Raw genomic sequence first — 23,233 nt, 5'->3', positions numbered from 1 at the left:
TCCAAAGTCTAAAATCTACAATCCAAAATTGGTATAATCTACGCCGTCTCCAGCCAATCATAAATTTGTTCTAATTGCTCTAGAGTAATCAAACCATATTGCCAAAGAATCATTGCCAAAGGGCCTGGGTCTTGCTCCCGATGCCGAAGTGCCACCGCTAATGATGCTGTGGAAATTGCCAAATCTTCTTGCAAAAAATGAATCAGTCGGGAATATTTTGATGGTGACATTTGTATCTCACCTCCTTGTGCAGAATGTATTGTCATATATCAGTTCACCATTACTCGGTAGACAGTAGCCAGTATTTCATCTGTCACTGTGCCGTTATCGGCTATACACCCCAGCACAGTTTTTGTTAATCTGCCTTCAACAGAGGCTTCCTATAGATAGTCTGAGAAATGAAAATTCTCATACAAATTATCTGCTAGCTTATTAAGCAGTATTTTTACTTAATTAAATTGGCTTCATCTTATTTACTTTTGTGTTTTATTTAATTACACAGGTAGTAATAAAGATTCCATAGCCTATACTCTCCTATTGGCGACTATTTACACTTACGCCCAAGGGAATATTTTTGAGACTAAACCTGAAGACTGTGATTTCAGGTTTGAGACAGTAGAATTTTACATTATTACCACAGTTTTTAAATAGTAGCGTTACAAGTGCTATTTGACCACCCAAAGTGACATTTTTTACAAAAAAAACATATATTTCGACCGTATAGGCTCTCAACCGAGTAATTACCCAAATTTCTATCCCCGCAAAGCACCAGAGTTTCAAAACTCAATTTTGAGAATATCGCCCACTTTCAACTTCAATTCGGCAGCTCTTCCAGAACGAAGTTCAATCACCTTATCAATTGGTGTATTGGGGCCATAAGTAGGACAAGGCTCACTTGTACAAGGAGGCGCAGCAGCCTGAATATATTTAACTACACCTTTATGTAGAAATACCATATCCAGGGGTACTGGTACATTCTTCATCCAGAAACTTACTGGTCGTGCTGAAGGGAAGCCAAACAGCATTCCCCGGTCATCTGGTAAAGCTGGTCGATACATCAACCCCATCGCTTGCTGTTCTGGCGTCTGCGCTACCTCTAATTGAATCGTTGTACCATCAGGCACAATGGCTTTAGCAGAAATTGGTAGTTTTTGACCTAAACTTTCTGGTGCTGGAGTTTTAGAACCAGAGGTGGGGCTAGGAGATTTAGCTGTTGTTGGCACAGAACAACCCATCAGAAAAATACTCAGCACTATCGAGAGCAAACTTAGCCAACGAGTCATATAGCTTTTCGATTTTGTAATTTAGACTTCAATTTTACAGTGTTGTAGCCAGAAAAACCCTTTGGTTGGAAGGCAGTAGGACCCAAACATTCCCAATCCGAAACTGGGAATGAGGCAAGGAGATAGGCAAACTCCCGCTACAGTATACTAGGATTCTCTTAAAACGTACCCTACGCCTCGCACTGTTTGAATGAGGCGCTTTTGACCTTCATCTTCGATTTTTAACCGCAAGTAACGGATGTACACTTCAATTACATTCGACTCACCCAGAAAGTCGTAACCCCAAACATTTTCTAGAATTTGTTCGCGGGTTAACACCTCACGAGGATGTTCCATTAAGAATTTTAATAGTTCAAATTCCTTCATTGTCAAGTCAATTGGTCGTCCGTTGTGTATGGCACGGCGAGTTGCTATGTCTAAAATTAAATCCCCAAAGCGTAATTGCTCTGTGGTATCCACATCGGGTTTTAAGTAGAGGCGAATCAACTTCAAAAAGTCTTCTGAGCGGTAAGGTTTGAGGATGTAATCATCCGCTCCAGCTTCTAGACAAGCTACACGATCGTCAACTGTATCCCTTGCCATTAAAATTAATACAGGCGATCGCATACCAGTGCTTCTCATATTTTTGCACAATGATAGTCCTGATTCTCCTGCTAGCATCCGGTCTAAAACAATTAAAGCAGGTTGGCGATCACGACAGTGTTCTAAACCACTCGTCGCATCATGAGCCAAAATTGATTCATAACCTGCTTCTTGCAAATCGCAAGAAAGCTGATTTGCAAGGCTCTCATCGGTTTCAATCACCAAAACACAGGGACTTTGAGCAACTGTCATAACAATTTGGGATATTGGATTTAGGATTGTAAAGATATTCCAGAGAAAATCTTTACATCAGTTATAAAGTGCAATTACGAGCTTTTAGTGATGTAGCAATTCTGATTTGACGCGCTGCTAAGGATGTTTTAGCACGTTCAGGTGTCAGCTATCGAATTCTCGGATGCAATCTTAATAACTAACTCCAAATTCCATCTCCATACCAGTAATTCTGGAAGGAAATCAGTAAATGGGGCATTGGGGGGCACAGGAGAAATAACTAATGCCCAATGCCCAATGCTTACGGTAATTCGACAGAAGTTGGTTTAGCGATATGTGGTAAACCCCAACCTAATTTTTCTCGCAAAATTCGGAAAAACTCAGGCTGTTGCAGGCGAATAAATCGGGCACTATATTGCGATCGCTCCATATATACTCGATCTTCTGGTAATATATAGCACCCTCCATTCCCATCTACTACCATTACCAGTCGAGGGATATTGACTGGGTAGATATTGACCGATTCAGTATCTGGAAATACCAATGCTCTAGAAGCTAGGGAATGGGGACAAATGGGTACTAGTTGTAAAACAGGTACGCCAGGAGTTACCACTGGGCCACCAGCACTCAATGAGTAAGCTGTAGAACCAGTAGGCGTAGAAACAATCACACCATCTGCGGCAATATCTACTGGCGCATGATGCCCTATGGCAATTTCAAAATGGCACATAGAGGTCAAAGGTTCTCGGTGTAGCACCATTTCATTCAGGCATAGGGCTTCCCATAGCACTGAATCATCCCGAAACACTTTGACATTGAGCATAGCTCGTTCTTCAATTTCATACTCACCTGCCATCGCCTGTTCTAGTGCTTGGGGCAATTGATTCAGGAAAGTTTCCGTCAAAAATCCCATGTGGCCGGTATTCACTGTTAGCAGTGGAATACCACAAGGGGCTACTTGACGAGACGCTGCTAGAACAGTGCCGTCTCCCCCCAATACCACTGCAAACTCCATATCTGAGTCAAAACCAGGGGGTGTCAGACCATCAATGGGGGTGTGGCACACAGGACTCTCAGGATTAGGGTAGCCCAGTATACCACCAATACTCGATGTGATACATACATTCCAACCGACTGCGGTTAGCTTGTCTTTCAACTCAATAGCGACACGGCCCGCTATCGGTTTAACGTCATTGTAGATAATGCCTGCTTTCGGCACACTCAAATATCCAAGTTTAGGCGATGCTCTGTATTATGTAATCGTTACACATTTTTGGTCATGTAGTCATTAATCTAGAGTCAAATATCCAGAGTCTAGAGTTTTACGACTAATGTCTGTTTTGTAATGACTATTGACTATTAGCTTTTGAAGATTGTTTAAAAGGAGTTTTTTTAGGTTTCTGCTTTTTATTTTTATTTTTTTGGTAGTCTACTTCTTTGAGCTTCTTCATGATTCGGCTGAAGTACTCTTGGAGATAACTTTCTAGGGTTGTGGTTTGTTGCGGATCTAAACCAAACACTGTGTATACATCATCCATTGAAGCATTTAACTGTTTACCACTAGCCAATACTTCTGTAAACGCCAGCCTGTCTGCTACGTTCCATCCCCACTGAAAGAATCGCATTATGCCCCGTACAGCACGCAGTAAGGTTATTGGCATCCGCGTTACTCTGGCATCTTTTCCAGATAAGCGTTCGCACAGGTTGATAATTTCTTCTGCACTCCATGCACGAGTACCGACTACAGGAAAAGCTTGGTTTTCCGTTTCTGGTACACTCAATGCTCGGATAGCAAACTTAGCAATGTCCTGAGTGTCCATATAAGCGATAGGAGAAGAATTACCTGTTACCCAAACTGGCTGTCCTTCCAAAATGGGAATTCCATACTGACCGATTAACCCTTGCATAAACCCAGCTAGCCGCAAGATGGTATAATTCAAGCCTGACTCAGCCAAGAATAGTTCTGTACACCGCTTAATTTCCATGAGCGGCACTTCTGGATATTTATCAGCATCTAAAATCGAAAAGAAAATAAAACGCTCAACACCCGCTGCTTTTGCTGCTTGAATCAATGCTACTTTGCCTTCCCAGTCCACTTGTTTGATACTCAATGAATCTGTAGGACGAGAGGTTGAGGCATCAATAACTTGGGTTACACCAACTAAAGCTTCCGCTAGGGTATCGGGGTAACGTAAATTTCCGGGGACGAGTTCTGCACCCCATTCTTTAAGAAAAGCTGCTTTTTTACTGCTGCGGACAAGACAGCGTACTTTATATCCCTCATCGATAGCACGACGAGCCACTTGTCTTCCTAAGGTGCCAGTGGCACCGACGATTAATAATGTCATGAGGGTTGTAATAAATTTTAATGTTTTATGAAAAGAATGTTATCAGAATAACCTATGCAAACAAAAGTTTACATCTTTTCTCAGAAAATCATTTATTTGGATGTACTCATGGGAAAATAGCTGTCCGATTAACGGACAAGCTTTTTTCTCATTTCAATGAAAANAGGGAGTGGGGAGTGGGGAGTGGGGAGTGGGAGAGTAATAACTCCTAACTCAGAACTCAGAATTCAATTATTCTTCTCCGCCTTGAATTTTCAGTAACAACGCGCCTAAGCCCCAGCCTACGAAGATTAAACCGAAAGACAATAGAGCTGCATTCAAAATTTCGCCGCCCATTAGTGTGATTCTCCTTATGCAAATTGGTGTGTAAACTAGGTCTACCAGAAGCTTTTCAACAGTTGCTAGGATTAGACCTGTGTAAACAATTTTAAACTAGTTTAGCAGGTAATCCCTACTGGCTTGGGGGGCAATCCCTACTGTTGGCAAAAGCAGAGATGGGTAAATCGAAAAGATTTAATGATAATAATTATGAAGAGATTTTATGTATCAAAATAATCAAGGTGGTTTAATAAATTTTGTGAAAGAGAATCGTCCGCGTTTGGCGCTGACGCTCGGAGATCCGGCGGGGATTGGGCTGGAGGTGATTTTGAAAGCTTTAGCCGATCCAGAAATTCGTAAAAAATATGACGTTACAGTAGTGGGTAACGGAGATTTGCTGGCACAGATTTATCACAAACTGAATTTAACTGAGAATTTAGTAGCTTTGGCAAATCCAGATGAGTTGTCAGTCAGCGATGTGCAGTTGGATGAAAAAATTAAAGATCAAATTATTTCAGGAATAGGTAATGCAGCCAGTGGTGCGGCTAGTTTTGCGTATATGGAATATGCGATCGCTCAAACACTCGCTGGTAAATTTGATGGTATTGTCACAGGGCCGATCGCTAAATCTGCTTGGAAAGCCGCAGGATATAATTATCCAGGGCAAACAGAACTTTTGGCACAAAAATCAGGTGTTGACCGTTTTGGGATGTTATTTGTGGCGCGATCGCCCCATACTAATTGGGCACTCCGCGCCTTACTTGCTACCACACATATTCCCCTGCGTCAAGTAGCTGATACATTGACACCGCAGTTGCTGACACAGAAATTGGATTTGCTGGTGGAGTGTTTAGAGAAAGATTTTGGTATATATAGAGGGAGAATTGCGATCGCAGGTTTGAATCCCCACAGTGGCGAACAGGGACAACTTGGACATGAAGAACAAGATTGGTTAATTCCCTGGTTGGAGCAAGAGCGACAAAATAGGCCACAATTACAGTTAGATGGGCCGATACCGCCAGATACGATGTGGGTTAAACCTGGTCAAGCTTGGTATGGAAATTCTTTAGTACAAAATCCCGCTGATGGCTACTTGGCACTTTACCACGACCAAGGCTTAATTCCTGTGAAGCTGATGGCGTTTGATCGGGCAGTTAATACTTCTATTGGTCTTCCTTTCGTTCGCACTTCACCCGACCACGGCACAGCGTTTGATATTGCAGGTAAAGGAATTGCTGATGCTACGAGTATGAAAGCAGCGATACATTTAGCGGCTGAGTTGGTTGGTCAAAGATTGGCGGCGACAAAACTATGAATTATTTCATGATACCAATTCTCGAAGTCAATGCCTTCTAGTAAGATTGCTTTTGGTCGAACTCACAAATGGTTTGGAAACGAGGTAATACTAGTACACCCTACTGAAATACGAAGGCGGCACTATTGCCAAAATATGTAAATGCGGGTGTGCCGAGACTCCATCTTTACCTTTGGTAACTTCTATGGACTTTACCCAACCTTTCGCAGGTCATGCTTTCAATTCAGTGAGTCGCTTAACAGCCTTATTTATAGAATCCAAGTTTTCCTTGAGTTCTTCAATCTGGCAATTCTTTACAGTCAAGGTAATAAACAGCCAACGGTGTTTGGGGTAATCAGTGACAACCTGTGGGAGAATTTTGTAAGCTCTTGCTTTCCACATTAGCGATCGCCGCCACTGACAGACTGGACAATGACGAACCCTACAGAATCGGGCATCTGATAGTTTTAAGTTGAGAATACCTTCCGATTCGTCAAGTACTAATTGAAATTTCAGCAACTCGGAACAGATTCTCATCCGCCAAGCATACTGCTGAAAATAATGTTCGTCTGCTTTGGCGTAATAGCGCAAGACTTTATCAGTATTAGCTCTGTGCTTGTCCCAAATTTTACCTATAGGCGAAACTTCGGTTAAGCTTTGGACATTTTGATTTTTCTGAAACTTGTCTTGAGACGATATATTAAAAGCAATAAAGTTACTATCTGAGGCTTGAGCAGACACGAAATTACCAACTCAGTTTGTATCAACGTCCAAAATTAACGCAAGTTATACGGTCAAGCCTCAGTAAAAGTATTTAAGTAAGCAATAAAACAATGCTGACTAATTCTTTGTTATAAACTCTTTCTGAAATCGAAAAGCTCAGGAAGTAGTATTTTCGTCGGGCGCTTCAAACTTATAACCATAGCCCCGCACAGTTTTAATAAACTCCGGTATGCTGGGATCGACTTCCATCTTTTTGCGAAGCTGACCAATATGCACATCAACCACCCGGCCATCTCCTACGTAATCGCAACCCCAGATTTTTTGGATTAGCTGTGGACGACTCCAAGCCTGATTAGGATGACTTGCCAAAAAATGTAAGATATTAAATTCCAGCGCTGTTAAGGCAAGAGTTTTATCGTTAAGTGTTACCTCGCGTCCCTCTGGATTAATTACTAGCTGCTTGAAAACGATACGTTGTGTTGGGGAGGGATTGATGTAGCGTATCCGCCTCAAAAGAGCCTCTACTCTAACTTCAACTTCTGCAAGACTAAATGGTTTAGTCATGAAATCATCAGCACCTGCGCTTAAGATTTTAATTTTATCAGCCTCATCAGTCCTACTAGTCAATATCAGCACTAAAACATTAGTACGACTCTGCATTTCTTGGCAAAGGCTATAACCAGTAACATCCGGCAAATTCCAATCCAGAATTACTAAAGCTGGGTTGAATTGCTCAAACAACGATAAGGCAGTCTTACCATCTGCTGCGGACTCTATTTGATATTTCCGACTTAAAAAACGATAGACGAGATTTCGCACGCCGAAGTCGTCATCAACAATCAGAATTTTGGGAGTAGTAGCAGTAACCATAACCATAATGCTGTCTATTGTAGATTGGGCGATTTGCTGTTGTGCCAGCTTTACTTTACGTGTTTCTGTTAAGTACCATCGCTACTGTAGTACTTGTATACATTTAATTTTCCATGAAGCCGATCGCAACCTCAGCAATCATCATGCCGATAAAATTTATAATTATGGCATGATTTTTGCATAATTTTGAATTTGTATTGTATAATGTTAAATTTTTACATTTGGGGTAAGTGTAATTAAAAACCATCTCCGTAATCGCAAATAGTCAAAAGACACATCCAGAAGCGACGGCAATTGATACAACTTTAAAAGGGTAACGCACTCCCTGATTAATTAGGTCTCTATAAAGGCTCACAAACTAACTTATCAGCCAATCTAGATTCTCAACTCCTACTTACTCGACTGTACTATAAACAATAAATATGTTCTCTTGAAGAAGGTCTACGAAAATCTACCCTGGTGCATTTACATGTAGCTGCCCTCTTAAGCATATACTATACTACAAGTCTGAGCCTGAACTATGACAAGCCAAGGAATGAAAGCATCGCCAGAAGGTATATAGGGCGTCAAAACCAGCTTTAACAGACAAAAGCAGAATTACTCTAGCAATATTATGATGTCAATAAATTGCTGGGAGCTTGTTTCAATAGTACTGCTGACAGCAGAATTCAGAAGTAAAACACCCTTTATATTTGGGTAACAGATTTAGCGTATGTACCTCACAAACTTCTGATGTCCTGTATATAACGCTATAAGTATGGCAGAAAATTGAGGAGACATTATTATTGGCGATCGCTGATATTAAAAAGGTATCAATTACTATATTTATCACTAAACATTTTTCATTTCAAACTAATGTTTTCTCGATTCATGAAGAATTACGTAAAACCTAAAATATTGTCTGTCAATACTATCAAATGGCATTATTTACAATTGATTAATTGGTTGATTTTCTGGAAAATACTCAGTCTATCTGAGGAGAGAGTTTAAGAATACTCATACCAGAGAAAGAGCAATTAAATATCTTCAGTTCGCTAAATTGCTATTAATATCGTCAGCAAGGAAAAATTATGGTTAATAATTTAGTAGGCGGCATCATTCCCCCACAACCACCAATAGAAGCACAAACTGATGCTCATGTCCTGAAGAGTCGTTTGGAATGGGGTGAACCAGCTTTTACAATTCTGGATGTGCGCGATCGCTCGACCTACAATGAAGGTCACATTATGGGAGCAATGCCAATGCCAGCAGATGAATTGGTACAACGCGCAGTACCTTCTTTAGATAAAAGCCGTGATATTTACGTTTACGGTGCCAACGAACAAGACACTGCCCAAGCCGCACAACAACTGCGTTCTAATGGATTTGAGCATGTCTCCCAACTCAAAGGTGGTCTTGGCGCATGGAAAGCGATCGGTGGTCCAACAGAAGGGATTGTTGAATCAAAAACTCCCGCAGGTGCAGATGACTACAATGTTGTAGATCGCTTAAAAAACCACCAAGAAAATCTGCAAAAGGGCGGTACTAGCGCCACAGAATCCATTAAACAGGGAGCAAGTAACCTTAAAGAAGGCATTCAAGAAGGAGCCAGTAACCTTAAAGAAGGCATTCAAGAGCAAGCAAGTAACCTCAAAGAAGGCATTCAAGAGGGAGCAAGTAACCTCAAGGAAGCTGCTAGTGAATCTAAAACTCCTAGAGACACCAATGATTCCAATGTTGGCTCTTAGGCAAAAAATACAGCAGAATTCAAAATTCAGGAGCGGAGCCGGAGACGCTCCGCCTCCGGTCAGAATATAGAAGTAAAACAGGCTTTATACATACCTGGCTTTGAGACAAATCGTTGTTTACTTCACTAATTTGAAATCTGCTGTAACTTAGAATGAGGGTTTGTAGTAAGCACTTTAGTGAGTGCTTGGTAAATAACGACTTTAGTCCTTACTACGAACCTGCTTATCTATCAATTTCAACTTGACATATAACTAGTCGGGATTGACGAGCGATAAAAATTTCTTGTCACTATTCCCTATTCGATTAGTGTTCAAATAGATCCTTGAATTGCAACAAATCTAAAGAAACTATAGTTGGTAGAAACTCAAAACATTCTTGAGCAATTTGCCAACGTTCTTCTCGTTTGAGCATTTGTATTAACTTCTGCTGCACGCTAAGTAAGTAGCGCACATCATTGGCAGCATAACTTAGTTGAGCTTCAGATAAGCTAACGGCATTACCCCAATCAGAACTTTGAGAGCTTTTATCTAGTTCCACTTGTTCTAACTCTTGTACAACGTCTTTTAGTCCGTGACGATTTGTGTAAGTACGGGCTAATTTACTGGCAATTTTGGTACAAAAAATTGGCCTTACCTGAATCCCCAGATTGGCTCGCAAAGTGGCCAAGTCAAATCGAGCAAAGTGAAACACTTTCACAACATTGACTGCTTCCAAGAGTTTTTTTAAGTTGGGGGCGTCAGTTTGTCCTTTGCCTATGCGGATTGCAGTCACTTTCCCTTCAAGATTGCACAGTTGGACGAGACACAAGCGATCGCGCAGGGGCAATAATCCCATCGTTTCTGTATCAACTGCGATCGCTGGAGATTCTAAATACTGGCTAAGGGTTGCGTCACTGAGGTCGCGATCGCTCACCTGAAAATCTGGTAATGTCATCAATTGTTCAAAAATAATAGCAGTGTCCAGCAAAAAAAGTCTTGTCAGACACTACATTATTATTGTGCAAAAAAATCAAAAATTAAATCTACCTAGCCCGAAAAAACAGTTGTGTTAGGTAGACTTCGCCTTGATTATTAGTAGCAACGCCAATTCCAGTCAGGTTGTAATTTCCTTTAAGGTTCTTTAGGTGTCCAGGACTTTTGATCCAGCCAGTAACAGCTTCCTCCACAGGGTTGCTATATCCCCGGTTAAAAGCTACATTTTCCGCTGCACTGTTGTAGCGAATCGGGATAGCTTTGACTCGCCCTTCAAATCCCTGATGGCTAAATGGGGTTTTGCCTTTAGCCATATTTTGACTATGAATTCTGGCTTGTCGAGTCAAATTTGTATTTAAAGTCAACTTTGGCAGTCCTTTAGAAACCCGATATCGATTAATTTGGTCAAATACTGATTTTTCTAGCTCAGTAGTTTTAAAAGTAGGAGTCGATATTGCAACCTGACTAGAAAAAAGCGACAACAGCTTATTACGGGTGGATGTATTCGTAGAAGTATGATTTGGTATCGGAGCAGTCGTTAATCCACTAGCAAGGACAAGCGCACTTAAAGCGATGCCAAAAGCAGTTTGTCGGAACATGGAGAATTGCGTAATGTGTAGAGATATAAGACTTCTACTTTACCTTATTGTTCCGAAGATATATACCACAATACTATTAAGTAATGATGAATTTCGGCAATTTGGCTACATCCTTTACAAGTAACACAAACAATCATTTCCAATTGTCAGTACTTCAATCGATCGGCTTGATGAAAATCACGGTTAATTTTGCTAATAATTTCAGATTCTCATGAATTATCAAGCAAAAGCTTTACTAACAGGTTAAAGTCTGGGGAATTTGAGAAAAAACCTCAACTTTACCAAATCTAACGCTATGTGCAATTTTTACTCAAACCTAATCTCCTTGCCTAATAATAACGGGTAGAATTCAAAGCCTTTCTCTATTTGCAGCAGAGAAGAATGGAAGTGAGGTCAGAATATTAAGTTGCACATAGCGTCAAACCTATGAGCGAATGAATATTTGTGTGAAGTAGATTGCGCCTTGACTGTTTTTGGCGACACCAATCCCCGTCAAATTATAATTACCTCTGATATTGGCAAGATGCCCTGGACTTTTGAGCCAGCCTTGAACAGCTTTTGTGGCAGGATCGCCATATCCCTGGTTATAAGCGACATTTTCAGCAGCTCCTCTGTAAGAAACATCGATTGCATTCAGACGTTCTGAAAATCCACTATGCCCAAAGGAAACTGTACCATTAGCCATGTTCTTACTGTGAAGCCTAACTTGATTATCGATGGCAGAATTACGAGTTAGCGCTGGTAGCCCTTGGGAAGCCCTGTAGTTATTGATTTGGTTAAAAATCGACTGTTCTATAGCAGCAGTGTCCATGCTATTTGCTGCAACTTGATTAGTGTTATTCGATACATTAGAAGGTACTGGCGTACAAGCTGGATTTGTTGCAGAAGTAGCGATCGTTCCACCACTGAGAGCAATAGTGCCTAAAACAACGCTGTAAACTATTTGTTTGATCATTTGTTGGTAGTAAAGTTTTAGACAATGTAACCAACGAATATCAATGTGACAAATTGCTTATAGGTTTAAATTGCTCTATTTGTGGGCTTTTTTGCTCAAAAACTACTAGCGAACGTTTAAATTCATGATTTAACGCAAAATTGGTACTATTTAATCAATAGTTGTCTTCTACCATTAGTATGATTCTTTTTATCCAAGATTCCGCATTTAGACTGTCATATAGTGTAATTACTAGATTTCTTTGAATTTACAAGTTCCATATTATGCTTGTTAATCTTCATAAATTCAGTTATTTTACTGTACTTAAGTATATGAAATAGCTTTTTTATGACAAAAAAGCAGTAAAAACCGATTGTGATAGTTGAAGATGCGGAATGTCGGATAAAAAATGGCTGGATTTATTCAGCCATTTTTCTACGTGATTTTAACTAGGTTTATTTAAGGGGTTCTAACTCTTCCTGTATCACACGCAACACCCGTGCAATATATTCTGCACGCCACTGTTCCCGTTCCTTGGTTACTTTGACATCCGGCTCGTAAGCTTCAATCTCACTAGCCGATAAAATACCTTTCACCTCTAGCAACCGTTCAATAGTGTCTAGCCGCTCATGCAGCACGGACACCTCACCAGTCAAAGCCATGATGATCGCTAACAATTTATCAGTTTGCGGATTTTCTAAGTAAACAGGTCGTTTACCCTTGGCTATTTTTGTCATCCTGATACCAATTCTCCAAAAATAAGACTAGACATACAAAACGAGAAAAGCCAGATAAAATCTGACTTTCTCAATTACGAATTACGTTAGGGATCTGCGGATTAATAGTGTCCCAACCAGGCGGGTTTCGACTGCGCTCAACTCTCGACATCTGAGGGTTGAGCGCAGTCGAAACTCGGTTTATTGGTACTTTATTTTCACGCAAGTCCCTTAGCGTAGCAGGCCATAGCCCATTACGAATTACGAATTCTTACTTAGTTGCGGCAACCACAAACCAAGTGCCTTGGGTGGCTGAGTTACCATTTTTAAACAGGCCATTAGTTTCTTTTGCTTTCCATGCCCCATTCGGGACAAATTTCTCGAATGTCTTATCTGCTGCAAAACCAGCCTCAGTAACTAAGGGTAGCAAATCTAAATCGCGTACAGCACTCCAGAAAGGTTCGTTGTTGTTAGCGGTTTCCCAATCATAAATAAACTGTGTATAAACATCCATGTGATGATATAGGGGTGCTTCTAGATGAATCATCATGCCACCAGGAGCCAGTAGACGATAAGACTCTTGCATAACTTTACGCACAGATGACGGGGGGATTTCATGCAGCAAAATGTGAGAAACCACTAAGTCAAATGATGCATCGGGGAAGTTAGTATGTTCGGCATTTTGCTGAGAGAAGTGTACCCGTTTTCCCAAGGCTTCGGCTCTTGCATGAGCATAACGCAGTATAGATGCGCCTATATCTACAGCATGGACTTCTGCATCTGGGAAACCATCGACATAAGGTAATGTGCTATTGCCAATAGAACATCCCATATCGAGGATTTTTCTCGGTCGAAAGTTGGGAAACTCTGCTAAAAGGTAGTTTTGGACTATAGATAGCCCCATATCATCGTTGAGCGGCCCCAACCAACCGAGTCCATAAACGTAAGCGCCGCGATCGTAGGTTGCACCGGCTGCGACATCATCGGCAGTGAATTCACTGTGATATCCTCCGGGCATACAGTGAATGTCTACAGCCTTTTGATAATTAGGTATTTGAAAATTTGGATCTAGGGTTAAAGTACCCAGTTCACCACCCTTATCTTTGGCACGCTCAATCAACTCTGGTAGTTGTCTGTCAACGTTGGCATTTACTGCATCCCATAACATTTCCTGGTTAATGCGTTTTAGGGCACCAGTCCAGCGATAGTAGGGTTGGTGCTGCATTACTTCCCGAATTTCATAACGATTCTGGGGAGGGCGCTGATGTTCTTGTTCAAACTTCGGCTTGGCTAGTTTTTCATAAATTTCTTTATTACCAGGAGATATATTCCTGAAAATGTGCATTTTCATAGTTTGCACAAAGTTTTGGCGTGCCAACTCGTCGTGAGTGGGTTGCGGTAACATTGGGTGTTGGAATTGTTGATCCATTATTGTTTTTTCCCAAATATTTTATGTAGATTTACGCTGGATACAATAACTTGGCTACCGTTTGTACATCTTTGTCACCACGTCCAGAGCAGTTAATTACAATCCGAGGACTGTCGGTTAGTTGAGGACAGAGGGTTTCGAGGTAAGCGATCGCATGGGCTGTTTCCAATGCCGGGATAATCCCTTCTAATTTCGATAATCGCTGGAATGCCTCCAAAGCCTCTGCATCCGTCACACTATAGTATTCAGCGCGACCAGTATCCTTTAAATAGCTATGTTCTGGCCCCACACCGGGATAATCTAACCCCGCACTAATTGAGTGTGCCTCAATGATTTGCCCATCTTCATCTTGCAGTAGGTAGCTCATAGCTCCGTGCAACACACCAATTCGTCCTTTTGTCAAGGTAGCTGCGTGTTTTTCGGTATTGACACCTTCCCCGGCTGCCTCAATCCCAATGAAGCGTATAGAAGACTCATTCATAAACTCATAGAAGAGTCCCATCGCATTGGAACCACCACCGACACAAGCCAAGAGAATATCAGGTAATCCACCCCACTTTTCCATTGCTTGGGCGCGGGTTTCTTCACCGATTACTGCATGGAAATCACGTACCATCATTGGGTAAGGATGGGGCCTGCTACCGAACCCAGGATGTAGTGAGTAGTTTCCACATTTGTCACCCAATCTCGGATTGCTTCGGAAGTAGCATCCTTCAAAGTTCCGGTTCCCGCCTCCACCGGACGAACTTCTGCCCCCATCAACCGCATTCTAAAAACGTTCAAAGCTTGGCGTTCCATATCCTGAACACCCATATAAATTACGCATTCCAGCCCAAAACGAGCGCACACTGTGGCTGTAGCAACTCCATGTTGTCCGGCACCCGTTTCAGCAATAATTCGCTGCTTACCCATGCGTTTCGCCAACAATACCTGACCAAGGGCATTATTGATTTTGTGAGCGCCAGTATGATTTAAATCTTCACGTTTTAAATAAATTTGTGGCTCGGTGCGATCGGGACTAGCATAATGAGCAGTCAGGCGTTCAGCAAAATACAATGGTGTGGCACGTCCTACATAGTCTCGTAACAACTGCTGTAGTTCTGCTTGAAAACCAGGGTCATTGCGGTATTGCTGATAAGCTGTTTCTAATTCAGCCAAGGCAGGCATGAGGGTTTCAGGTACATACTTACCGCCAAAGCGTCCAAAGCGGCCTAGCGTATCTGGAACCTGAGCAGTTGAACTTGGAGATAGAGGAGTGGTAGTCACAGGCTGTTTTTGATGACGGGAATGACTTAATTATTATAGAAAGTCTGGGGCGTATCTGGGGGATGGGGAGGAAGTAGGGGGCAGGGGGGCAGAGGAGAATAATAAATAACAATAGACTTCTTGCATAAGTCGGTAAAAGGGTAAGGGGGAAAGGGGAAAGGAACAATAAAAACATGAGTCCCTTTAACATGAACCCCTTTTCCCGCCTATGAGCAAAAATTACTTTTGCAAGAGACTCCATGAGCTGCGCTCACAAGGAATAATGAAAATGTCTTTTCCTCCTGCCTCCTGCCTTCTCCCAAGGGGAGACGCTAAAAGCGATCTGCCTCCTGCCTTATTTTCAAGGCAGGTCTAATATATCTGCCTTGAAAATCAAACATGACTTATGCAAAGTAATAGTTGAAACCCTGATTTTTAAGTAGGGGCAATTCATGAATTGCCCCTGAGCGCGTGTGCCTAAGTTCTATAGAAAATGGGGCTGGAGATTAGGTTTCGCCTTAGTAGCTTATTAAGCTAACGCGGACTTTAAATCACTTTCCGCTTGTGCCAACGCATCTGGTAATTTACTTGCATCGCGTCCGTCGGCTTGGGCTAGGTTTGGTCTTCCGCCGCCGCCGCCGCCGCAGATTTTAGCGATCGCACCCACAAATTTACCAGCTTGCAAACCTTTTTTGTTCACTTCTGGACTAAAAGCTGCAACTATACTCACTTTCCCAACTTCTGGAACAGAACCCAGTACCACCGCACCGTTACCGATTTTTTGCAACAAGCGTTCGGCTGCGGTCTTCAATGATTCTGGATCGACATCTTCTAATTGGGCGACAATAATTTTAGAATCGCCTACGGTTTGGGCTGTTTGTAGCAAGCTGTCTGATTTAGCGATCGCTAACTGTACCTTCAAGGTTTCTAATTCCTTCTGGCTATTTCTCAGTTCGCTTTGCAGACTTGTGATTCTGTCTGGCAATTCTTCAGGTTTAACTTTAAAGCGATCGCTCAAATCTTTAACTACTTTATCCCGCAGGTTGAGATAATCTAGGATTGCTGGCCCCGAAACGGCTTCAATGCGCCGTACTCCAGAAGCGACACCAGCTTCCGAGATAATCTTGAAGACGCCAATTTCAGCAGTATTACTGACATGAGTTCCACCGCATAGTTCCATTGATACGCTAGGAAAGTCAATCACGCGCACTTCCTCACCGTATTTTTCCCCGAACATGGCAACAGCACCCCTAGCTTTCGCCTCGGCTATTGGTAATACTTCCACTTTGGCAGCATGAGCCTCAGCAATCCAACTGTTCACCTGTTCTTCAATTTGTTGCACTTCCTCTGCTGTCAACGCGCGGGGACAGTTGAAGTCGAAGCGCAACCGATCAAAGGAAACCAGGGAACCTGCTTGAGATATGCCATCATCAACAATTTTCTTCAATGCCGCTTGCAATAGGTGCGTTGCGGTATGGTTTGCTTGGGCGCGACGGCGACAAGCTGGATCGATTTGGGCGGTGACGCGATCGCCTACGCGCAGTGTACCGCGTTCAATGCGTCCGAAGTGAACAAAGAAATCAGATTCTTTCTTCACGTCTTCTACGCGAACAACGATACCATCACCAGAGATATAACCGCGATCGCCGATTTGTCCCCCAGATTCAGCATAAAATGGCGTTTTGTCAAGGACAATTTGCACTTCTGTCCCCGCTTCTGCTTCCTCTTGGCAAACACCTTCTACTAATATCGCTTCAACTTTCGCAGTTGCAGCAGGTTGGGTATAGCCGATAAATTCGGTGACTTTAATGTGTTCTGCTAATTTGTCGAGAGAACCTTGTACAGTTAAATCGATGGTTTCATGTGCTGCTTTGGCACGTTCCACCTGTTTTTGCATTTCGATATTGAATCCCGTTTCATCGACTGTCAGATTATTTTCCTCTGCAACTTCTTGAGTCAGTTCTAAGGGAAATCCGTAGGTGTCGTAGAGGGTAAATGCGCTTTCACCGCTAATTTGAGTTTCCCCTCGCTGTTTCACCTCTTGGATGATTTCTTCGAGGAGTTTTTCGCCTCTATCCAGAGTTCTGAGGAAATTAGATTCTTCCCGTTGCAACTCAGCTTTAATTGCTGCTTCTCGTTGGCGGACATTGGGGTAAGCTGATTCTGAAAGAGCGATCGCAGTTTCGGCAACTTGGGTAGTAAATTCGCCAGAAATTCCAATTAATCGCCCATGACGCACCACCCGCCGAATTAACCGCCGCAGTACATAACCCCGTCCCACATTGGAAGCGCGAATTTCATCAGCAATCATGTGGATGACAGCCCGAATATGATCGCCAATGACTTTTAGGGAAGTTTTGGTTTTTTCATCACTGCTGTGGTAATCAACACCAGCAATTTGCCCTGCTGTTTGGATAATTGGAAAAATCAGGTCAGTTTCGTAGTTATTGGGTACTTTTTGGAGAATTTGCGCCATTCTATCCAAACCCATGCCGGTGTCGATGTTTTTGTTTTGCAGCGGCGTTAAATTCCCGGAAGCATCCCGGTTATATTGCATGAAGACGAGGTTGTAAAACTCGATGAATCGAGAATCATCTTCTAAATCGATATTTTCGTCACCGCGTTCTGGGTGGAAATCATAATAAATTTCGGAACAAGGGCTACAAGGGCCAGTCGGGCCAGATACCCAAAAGTTATCATCTTCACCCAAGCGTTTAATTCTCGCTACTGGCACACCGATTTGATCGCGCCAAATTGCAAAAGCTTCATCATCATCTTCAAAAACGCTGACGACGAGATTTTGGGGGGAAAAGCCAAAGACTTGCGTGGAGATTTCCCAACCCCAAGCGATCGCTTGTTCTTTAAAATAATCACCAAAGCTAAAATTACCCAGCATCTCAAAAAAGGTGTGATGCCGTTTGGTGCGTCCGACATTCTCAATGTCGTTGGTACGGATACACTTTTGCGAAGTCGTAGCCCGCTTAAATTCTGGTGTGCGCTGCCCTAAGAATATTGGCTTAAATGGTAGCATCCCCGCGATCGTCAGCAGCACGGTTGGATCTTCTGGCACGAGGGAGGCACTTGGGAGAATTTGGTGTTCCCGTTGAGCAAAGAAGTCGAGAAATATGTTGCGAATTTCGTTACCGCTTAGGTACTGGGGATTTGAAGACATAGGTGTTTTTAACTTTAGACTTTAGACTTTCGACTTAGGCGTAGCGGCACTAGTAGTACGCCAAGGCAACTTGGCGGGGTAAGGGGAAAAGGGGAAAGGTTTTTAATCCCTTCCCCTTTTCCCTTTAACCTTTCCCCAACCTCCACCTGGCATTTTTGGGTTGGCAGACTACTAGGTAGGTGTATTTTCATAAATAGCTTTATATATTCTTGCATTTTGTTTCATATTACTGCCAGCGAATTCTGCCATTGGGTGAGATATATACAGTTACTATGATGTTTTTACACTACTATCGAACTTTGGCAGGATGTGCATAGGCGTAGCCCGTTGTAAACATCGGATTTCGATGCTTAAAATTAATCATTAAGAAATAGTTTAAAATTCCCATACTGAGGTAGCAAATGGCACTAAAACTGAAAGTATCAGATATTACTTTTGAAGAATGTGCCGAAATAATTACTGAGTCTATCTACGTTATGGAACCTGAGATCAAAGTGAATGTTGAGATTAACGCTAAAACTGTCACGGTGGAGTCCGAAACTTCTGAGGAGTCAATCAAACAGGTAATTGTTGCTGCTGGTTACGCTGGAGAAGGTTATCGTTCGGATTCCAGCTTTTCACAGAAGAAGTTTAGACTTTAATATCTCAAGCGACGCTAACAAAATTTTTTATATTTTACGCCTGTAGAAAGGCGGAATAGAAATAACTTCCCCAAATTAGTAACAGGTTTTGACATAATTTTTTTATTTAGCTTTGTTTTATAAATTTATGATATTACAGCAAATAAAAAAAATGTGAATTAAGTAAATAGGAAAATCTAGAGAAAAGATAGGCGCAAATATTTTATTTCTCCTGCTAGCGCATTGTTTTTTGGAGGTAAAATTTTACTTAAATTATAAAATTTTACCCGACAACTTCTGTCTTTATTTAGATGGTAGGTAAGCCCCAAAACGCCACTGTACATAGCAGGAGGTAGTTTTGCTGTGTATATTATATATATTTTAAACACTTTCTTAATATGCGATCTAAGCCTAGTTTATAAATAAAAAGGCTAAAAGGTTTCATGATAAATAATATTTTGAATTGCGTAATAAAATTTCAGATTGAATAATTCAATTAAAAAACTTTATTTTTTCTTCATTTTTCTACTTGAGAATAAATTTATTTACATAATGCCATAGTTATTGCAAACTATTTATTTCGGTAATTCTATCATGGAAATAGTACTTAAGAATCCACAACAATAGTTTTTATGCATTTAAATAATATTCAGTATTTTCACTGTTTTAAAAATAAACTGTAAAGAAGACATTAGTTGTTATAAATGAATATTTCCAAAACGGCAGTAGTAAATCTAAAGTCTTGAAATGAGATTAAATTTGGAAGTTCACTATCTAATAGATGCTGAAAAAACAAGATGTAAAAAAATATAATTTAGCCTAGAACATCATATTTAGTATTAGACACAAGAGCAGTAGTGACCCAAGTGAATTTATTTAAAATTTAAATAGGATTAAAAATAAAGCAATGAATATTTCTATTCTGGTCTTTGGAAAAAATAATTTTATCGCCACACTTCCAGATCAGATCCGTTATGCGACTGCTTTTAGTGTAGAAGTTATAGACAATTTGGATCGAGCCGTGTCGCAGATTAAAACAACACCTCCTGATATAATCCTGGTGCAAGCTAGCCTAGATGGCAGCATGGAATTGTGCAATTGGTTGAAAGATCAAACAAAATTATCGTGGATATATTGTATTCTCTTCGAGGATCGTTCCCAGCAACTGAATGATAGAAATAAGGGTTGGCACAGGGAATTAGAAATGAGTGCTGCGGCCTTAAAGCAAGGAGCCGATGCATATATTTGGCATCTTATTGAAGAAAAAACAGACTATAGCTTGGCGGAGTTGACTGCCAATCATGGACTAATACTTGCTCAATTGACAGTTGGTTTGCGGAAAGCACAAAAATACCGAGATTTGATTCGGACAAATGATATGTTATCTGCGATCGCCTTAGCCGATTCGTTGACAGAATTAAATAATCGTCGTGCTTTAGAATGGGACTTACCCAGACAAATTCAAAGAGCCAGGACTCAAAAAACTTCCTTGAGTTTGATTATTCTGGATGTAGATCATTTTAAGAAAGTGAACGATACTCATGGGCATTTAGTAGGCGATCGCATCTTGCAAGTATTATGCCAACGTTTGCGCCACAATCTGCGCTGTCAAGATACAGCATTCCGCTATGGTGGCGAAGAATTTGTAATTCTTCTAGCTAACACTACCGATGAGGAAGCACTATTAGTAGCCCGTCGTCTCAATCGCGTAGTCAGCGACGAACCATTTGCACTCAACAATAAACTGACAATTAATGTCACCATTAGTTTGGGTACAGCTTCTCTGCAAGCTGAGGATGATGAGAAAGGAGAGAGTCTGCTGTATCGTGCCGATCAATGTCTGTTACAGGCTAAAAATTCTGGGCGTAATCGGGTGATTAACTCGAACTACATATCTCATCATGGCTCACATTTGAAAGCTGTTTCTTCTTGACATCCTCACCGACGTAAAGGCGCTCTTAAGAAGGAGTAATGAGTAATAAGTAATGAGTAAATACCCATTTTTCATCCACTATGAAACTCATTACTCCTTACTTTAAAGCATTGTGTGAAGCACGGGGCTTCTCTACGAGACGCTTCGCGAACAGACCCAAATATGTGGTGAAAGAGAGGAGCGTCTAATCTATGTATTTTTACGTTACCCTTAGTGTAACTTTTGACGAAGAAGCTGCCAGAGCGATCGCTAATGGTAAAATTCGATGTTCCTGAATTTGAATCCTGGCGTGGAGTGTTTCTGCTGTATCATCCGGCAATACTGGGACTGCGGCTTGCATTAATATTGGGCCGCTATCCATTTCTAAGCAAGCTATATGCACTGTACAACCAGTGATTTTTACCCCAGATGCCAAGGCTTGTTCTACAGCATGGATTCCCTTGAAACTAGGTAACAAACTAGGATGGATATTAATAATCTTCTCAGGAAAGGCATCAATGAAAACTGATGTTAATAGTCGCATCCACCCTGCCAAAATCACCCATTCTACATCGTAGTGCTGCAATGTCTGCACAATTTTATGATCAAACTCTTCTCGGTTTTGATAGTTGCGGTGATTTAATAAGACAGTTTCTACACCTCTATTCGCTGCTCTGAGGGCTGCTTTCGCCGAGGGATTATTGTAAATTAAAACTTTAATTTGGGCATTTAGCCGCCCATCTTGGATAGCTTGGGCAACTACATCAAAATTGCTGCCATTCCCAGAAGCCATAATTCCCAGTTTTAAAGGGGCGAATTGTTGGTAATTATCGCTAATGTTGGGAGAAATTAAGCTCAGGGTAGAATCAAGGCGGAGAGTCATAACAGCTAGGAGGGTTAATTTATAGATGCCAAAAATATATACTAAGTCGTGGTTGGATAATGATACAGTAGCCGCGTGGATTTTTCTCGCACCAGCACTACTTTTGCTGGGTGTGTTTATCATTTGGCCAATCGTCTATTTGTTCTATCTCAGTTTTACTGCTGGTAGTTTCAGCTTAAAAGGTATTTATTGGATAGGCTTAAAAAACTATTGGCGCTTGCTACTCGACCCCGATTTCTGGCAAGTTCTGGGTAACACCTTTTATTTTACTATTGCCACTATCATTCCTAGTTTAGTTATTTCCTTGGGATTGGCAGTACTATTAAACCGTTCCATTCCCTTGCGGGGCATTCTGCGGAGTGCTTATTTTCTTCCTTCAATTATTTCACTTGTGGCAGCTGGTTTGGGATTTCGCTGGCTGTTTCAAACATCAGGGCCAGTTAACGGACTTTTAGATTTTTTTGGGATTTCAGAAATCCCCTGGCTAGGAGACACCTTTTGGGCAATGCTAGTAATTATTTTAATGAGTATTTGGAAACAACTCGGTTTCAATATGGTAGTTTTTTTAGCAGGGTTGCAAGCAATTCCTCCCAGTCGTTATGAAGCAGCAGACTTAGATGGAGCAAATGCTTGGCAACAATTTTGGTATATTACTTTGCCCGGATTGCGCCCAACTGTGATATTTGCAGTCATTACTACCGCAATTTTTACATTGCGGAGTTTTGAGCAAGTTTTTGTGATGACTGGTGGTGGCCCACTGAATTCGACTAATCTGCTAGTTTACTACATTTACCAAGAGGCTTTTGGACAGTTTGATTTTGGTTATGCAGCAGCAGGAGCGACTGTATTATTAGCAGTAACGTTGGTACTAGTTTATTTGCAACTGCAAACTTGGGGAGAGGAGTAGGGGAGGCAGGGGGGCAGGGGAGCAGAGGAGCAGAGGGGAATTTTGGAAGTTGCTAAGTTATCGCGCAAATATGCAATGCCGAGTTTTTACTTTTTATATAGGCTGCGATATTCCCAAGGATTTATAAATTTAGTATCGCTCCAAACGCCGAGCCGTTGTTCCTTCGCTTTGGCTTCGGCTTGTTGAACTAAGTCTTTACTAGGACACTTATTTAAATAGGGACGATACACTTTTGCTAGACCTTCTTGCAACAATACCTGTTGTACAAAAGTGCCATTTTTTAAACGGACTTCAGCAATTTTACGCCCATAGCGATCGCTATCGGTAATATTCAAAGTCACGCGATCGCCTCCTTGTTGTACCAGTTGTTGCACCCGTTCTTGGGCTTTTACACCCCAAGTAAATTGATTGCGATCGCTAGTGCGTTTACTTTGCTTTTCTTTGTTGGTATGAGCTATTTCTGGGTTA

Annotated in this window: 19 protein-coding genes and 4 pseudogenes; 6 read left to right on the top strand and 17 right to left on the bottom strand. The window is 41.5% G+C overall.

All coding sequences use genetic code 11. The features are described from left to right. Positions 1-38 precede the first annotated feature (38 nt). The 6 genes from QUD05_RS24305 to petM all read right to left on the bottom strand — a co-directional run bounded on the left by QUD05_RS24305 (position 39) and on the right by petM (position 4,780). Positions 39-266: a DUF2949 domain-containing protein gene (locus tag QUD05_RS24305; protein WP_012410503.1), complete on the bottom strand. Its 228-nt coding sequence runs from the start codon at positions 264-266 to the stop codon at positions 39-41. A gap of 510 nt (positions 267-776) precedes the next feature. Then, the gene (locus QUD05_RS24300; protein WP_289798333.1) at positions 777-1,283 is read right to left on the bottom strand and encodes a DUF192 domain-containing protein; all 507 of its coding nucleotides are present in this window, start codon (positions 1,281-1,283) and stop codon (positions 777-779) included. A 147-nt stretch (positions 1,284-1,430) separates the two neighbouring features. Next, positions 1,431-2,117: a response regulator transcription factor NblR gene (gene nblR, locus QUD05_RS24295; protein ID WP_289798332.1), complete on the bottom strand. Its 687-nt coding sequence runs from the start codon at positions 2,115-2,117 to the stop codon at positions 1,431-1,433. Positions 2,118-2,397: 280 nt separating this feature from the next. Further along, positions 2,398-3,315, bottom strand: a complete 918-nt coding sequence (locus QUD05_RS24290) for an NAD(+) kinase (protein ID WP_289798331.1) — start codon at positions 3,313-3,315, stop codon at positions 2,398-2,400. A 130-nt stretch (positions 3,316-3,445) separates the two neighbouring features. Further along, positions 3,446-4,444: an SDR family oxidoreductase gene (locus tag QUD05_RS24285; protein ID WP_289798330.1), complete on the bottom strand. Its 999-nt coding sequence runs from the start codon at positions 4,442-4,444 to the stop codon at positions 3,446-3,448. Positions 4,445-4,675: 231 nt separating this feature from the next. Then, a complete protein-coding gene (gene petM / locus QUD05_RS24280) occupies positions 4,676-4,780 on the bottom strand; it encodes a cytochrome b6-f complex subunit PetM (RefSeq protein ID WP_109009093.1) in 105 nt (34 codons plus the stop codon). 205 nt (positions 4,781-4,985) lie between these two features. Here petM and pdxA point away from each other — a divergent pair, with 205 nt between their 5' ends. Then, positions 4,986-6,077, top strand: a complete 1,092-nt coding sequence (gene pdxA / locus QUD05_RS24275) for a 4-hydroxythreonine-4-phosphate dehydrogenase PdxA (RefSeq protein ID WP_289798329.1) — start codon at positions 4,986-4,988, stop codon at positions 6,075-6,077. A 90-nt stretch (positions 6,078-6,167) separates the two neighbouring features. Here pdxA and QUD05_RS24270 read toward each other — a convergent pair. Then, a pseudogene (locus tag QUD05_RS24270) lies at positions 6,168-6,797 on the bottom strand (protein rep). A gap of 138 nt (positions 6,798-6,935) precedes the next feature. Next, a complete protein-coding gene (locus QUD05_RS24265) occupies positions 6,936-7,655 on the bottom strand; it encodes a response regulator transcription factor (RefSeq protein WP_289798328.1) in 720 nt (239 codons plus the stop codon). 1 nt (position 7,656) lies between these two features. Between QUD05_RS24265 and QUD05_RS24260 the strand changes: the two genes are divergently transcribed. Further along, the gene (locus QUD05_RS24260; protein WP_289798327.1) at positions 7,657-7,833 is read left to right on the top strand and encodes a hypothetical protein; all 177 of its coding nucleotides are present in this window, start codon (positions 7,657-7,659) and stop codon (positions 7,831-7,833) included. Between the two features lie 886 nt (positions 7,834-8,719). After that, positions 8,720-9,166: pseudogene (locus QUD05_RS24255) on the top strand (rhodanese-like domain-containing protein); the annotation flags it as partial. A gap of 514 nt (positions 9,167-9,680) precedes the next feature. On the opposite strand, the gene QUD05_RS24250 reads toward QUD05_RS24255, so the two are convergent. The 7 genes and pseudogenes from QUD05_RS24250 to alaS form a co-directional block, all read right to left on the bottom strand. After that, positions 9,681-10,310, bottom strand: coding sequence for a ribonuclease D (locus tag QUD05_RS24250; RefSeq protein WP_289800066.1), 630 nt, complete (start codon positions 10,308-10,310; stop codon positions 9,681-9,683). Positions 10,311-10,398: 88 nt separating this feature from the next. Then, positions 10,399-10,947: a CAP domain-containing protein gene (locus tag QUD05_RS24245; protein WP_289798326.1), complete on the bottom strand. Its 549-nt coding sequence runs from the start codon at positions 10,945-10,947 to the stop codon at positions 10,399-10,401. Between the two features lie 424 nt (positions 10,948-11,371). Continuing rightward, complete coding sequence (locus QUD05_RS24240) at positions 11,372-11,902, bottom strand: CAP domain-containing protein (RefSeq protein WP_289798325.1); 531 nt, start codon at positions 11,900-11,902, stop codon at positions 11,372-11,374. A 434-nt stretch (positions 11,903-12,336) separates the two neighbouring features. Continuing rightward, positions 12,337-12,618 (bottom strand): hypothetical protein, encoded by a 282-nt coding sequence (locus QUD05_RS24235; RefSeq protein ID WP_289798324.1) that lies wholly within the window; start codon positions 12,616-12,618, stop codon positions 12,337-12,339. A gap of 250 nt (positions 12,619-12,868) precedes the next feature. Then, a complete protein-coding gene (locus QUD05_RS24230) occupies positions 12,869-14,026 on the bottom strand; it encodes a class I SAM-dependent methyltransferase (RefSeq protein WP_289798323.1) in 1,158 nt (385 codons plus the stop codon). 31 nt (positions 14,027-14,057) lie between these two features. Next, a pseudogene (gene trpB / locus QUD05_RS24225) lies at positions 14,058-15,292 on the bottom strand (tryptophan synthase subunit beta). A gap of 508 nt (positions 15,293-15,800) precedes the next feature. Then, entirely contained in the window at positions 15,801-18,443 is a 2,643-nt protein-coding gene (gene alaS / locus QUD05_RS24220) for an alanine--tRNA ligase (protein ID WP_289798322.1), read from the bottom strand. Between the two features lie 401 nt (positions 18,444-18,844). Here alaS and QUD05_RS24215 point away from each other — a divergent pair, with 401 nt between their 5' ends. Then, positions 18,845-19,084 carry a heavy-metal-associated domain-containing protein gene (locus tag QUD05_RS24215; RefSeq protein WP_289798321.1) on the top strand — a complete coding sequence of 80 codons (240 nt, stop codon included), beginning with the start codon at positions 18,845-18,847 and terminating at the stop codon, positions 19,082-19,084. An 886-nt stretch (positions 19,085-19,970) separates the two neighbouring features. After that, a complete protein-coding gene (locus tag QUD05_RS24210) occupies positions 19,971-20,996 on the top strand; it encodes a GGDEF domain-containing protein (RefSeq protein WP_289798320.1) in 1,026 nt (341 codons plus the stop codon). 199 nt (positions 20,997-21,195) lie between these two features. Here the strand turns inward: QUD05_RS24210 and purN are convergent, their stop codons facing one another. Further along, complete coding sequence (gene purN / locus QUD05_RS24205; RefSeq protein WP_289798319.1) at positions 21,196-21,858, bottom strand: phosphoribosylglycinamide formyltransferase; 663 nt, start codon at positions 21,856-21,858, stop codon at positions 21,196-21,198. A 25-nt stretch (positions 21,859-21,883) separates the two neighbouring features. Between purN and QUD05_RS24200 the strand changes: the two genes are divergently transcribed. Further along, positions 21,884-22,765, top strand: coding sequence for a carbohydrate ABC transporter permease (locus QUD05_RS24200; RefSeq protein WP_289798318.1), 882 nt, complete (start codon positions 21,884-21,886; stop codon positions 22,763-22,765). Positions 22,766-22,851: 86 nt separating this feature from the next. On the opposite strand, the pseudogene QUD05_RS24195 reads toward QUD05_RS24200, so the two are convergent. Further along, positions 22,852-23,229: pseudogene (locus tag QUD05_RS24195) on the bottom strand (thermonuclease family protein); the annotation flags it as partial. Between the last annotated feature and the right edge of the window lie 4 nt (positions 23,230-23,233).

The organism is Nostoc sp. GT001 (assembly GCF_030382115.1).
Lineage (GTDB): Bacteria > Cyanobacteriota > Cyanobacteriia > Cyanobacteriales > Nostocaceae > Nostoc.
Note: the sequence above shows the minus strand (reverse complement) of the source record. Positions and strands in the feature narration are given on the sequence as shown.

Bases quoted from the DNA above. Each gene is read 5' to 3' on its own strand.
- QUD05_RS24305 (WP_012410503.1), bottom strand. From the start codon at position 266: ATGACAATACATTCTGCACAAGGAGGTGAGATACAAATGTCACCATCA.
- QUD05_RS24300 (WP_289798333.1), bottom strand. From the start codon at position 1,283: ATGACTCGTTGGCTAAGTTTGCTCTCGATAGTGCTGAGTATTTTTCTG.
- nblR (WP_289798332.1), bottom strand. From the start codon at position 2,117: ATGACAGTTGCTCAAAGTCCCTGTGTTTTGGTGATTGAAACCGATGAG.
- QUD05_RS24285 (WP_289798330.1), bottom strand. From the start codon at position 4,444: ATGACATTATTAATCGTCGGTGCCACTGGCACCTTAGGAAGACAAGTG.
- petM (WP_109009093.1), bottom strand. From the start codon at position 4,780: ATGGGCGGCGAAATTTTGAATGCAGCTCTATTGTCTTTCGGTTTAATC.
- pdxA (WP_289798329.1), top strand. From the start codon at position 4,986: ATGTATCAAAATAATCAAGGTGGTTTAATAAATTTTGTGAAAGAGAAT.
- QUD05_RS24265 (WP_289798328.1), bottom strand. From the start codon at position 7,655: ATGGTTATGGTTACTGCTACTACTCCCAAAATTCTGATTGTTGATGAC.
- QUD05_RS24260 (WP_289798327.1), top strand. From the start codon at position 7,657: ATGCTGTCTATTGTAGATTGGGCGATTTGCTGTTGTGCCAGCTTTACT.
- QUD05_RS24250 (WP_289800066.1), bottom strand. From the start codon at position 10,310: ATGACATTACCAGATTTTCAGGTGAGCGATCGCGACCTCAGTGACGCA.
- QUD05_RS24245 (WP_289798326.1), bottom strand. From the start codon at position 10,947: ATGTTCCGACAAACTGCTTTTGGCATCGCTTTAAGTGCGCTTGTCCTT.
- QUD05_RS24240 (WP_289798325.1), bottom strand. From the start codon at position 11,902: ATGATCAAACAAATAGTTTACAGCGTTGTTTTAGGCACTATTGCTCTC.
- QUD05_RS24235 (WP_289798324.1), bottom strand. From the start codon at position 12,618: ATGACAAAAATAGCCAAGGGTAAACGACCTGTTTACTTAGAAAATCCG.
- QUD05_RS24230 (WP_289798323.1), bottom strand. From the start codon at position 14,026: ATGGATCAACAATTCCAACACCCAATGTTACCGCAACCCACTCACGAC.
- alaS (WP_289798322.1), bottom strand. From the start codon at position 18,443: ATGTCTTCAAATCCCCAGTACCTAAGCGGTAACGAAATTCGCAACATA.
- QUD05_RS24215 (WP_289798321.1), top strand. From the start codon at position 18,845: ATGGCACTAAAACTGAAAGTATCAGATATTACTTTTGAAGAATGTGCC.
- QUD05_RS24210 (WP_289798320.1), top strand. From the start codon at position 19,971: ATGAATATTTCTATTCTGGTCTTTGGAAAAAATAATTTTATCGCCACA.
- purN (WP_289798319.1), bottom strand. From the start codon at position 21,858: ATGACTCTCCGCCTTGATTCTACCCTGAGCTTAATTTCTCCCAACATT.
- QUD05_RS24200 (WP_289798318.1), top strand. From the start codon at position 21,884: ATGCCAAAAATATATACTAAGTCGTGGTTGGATAATGATACAGTAGCC.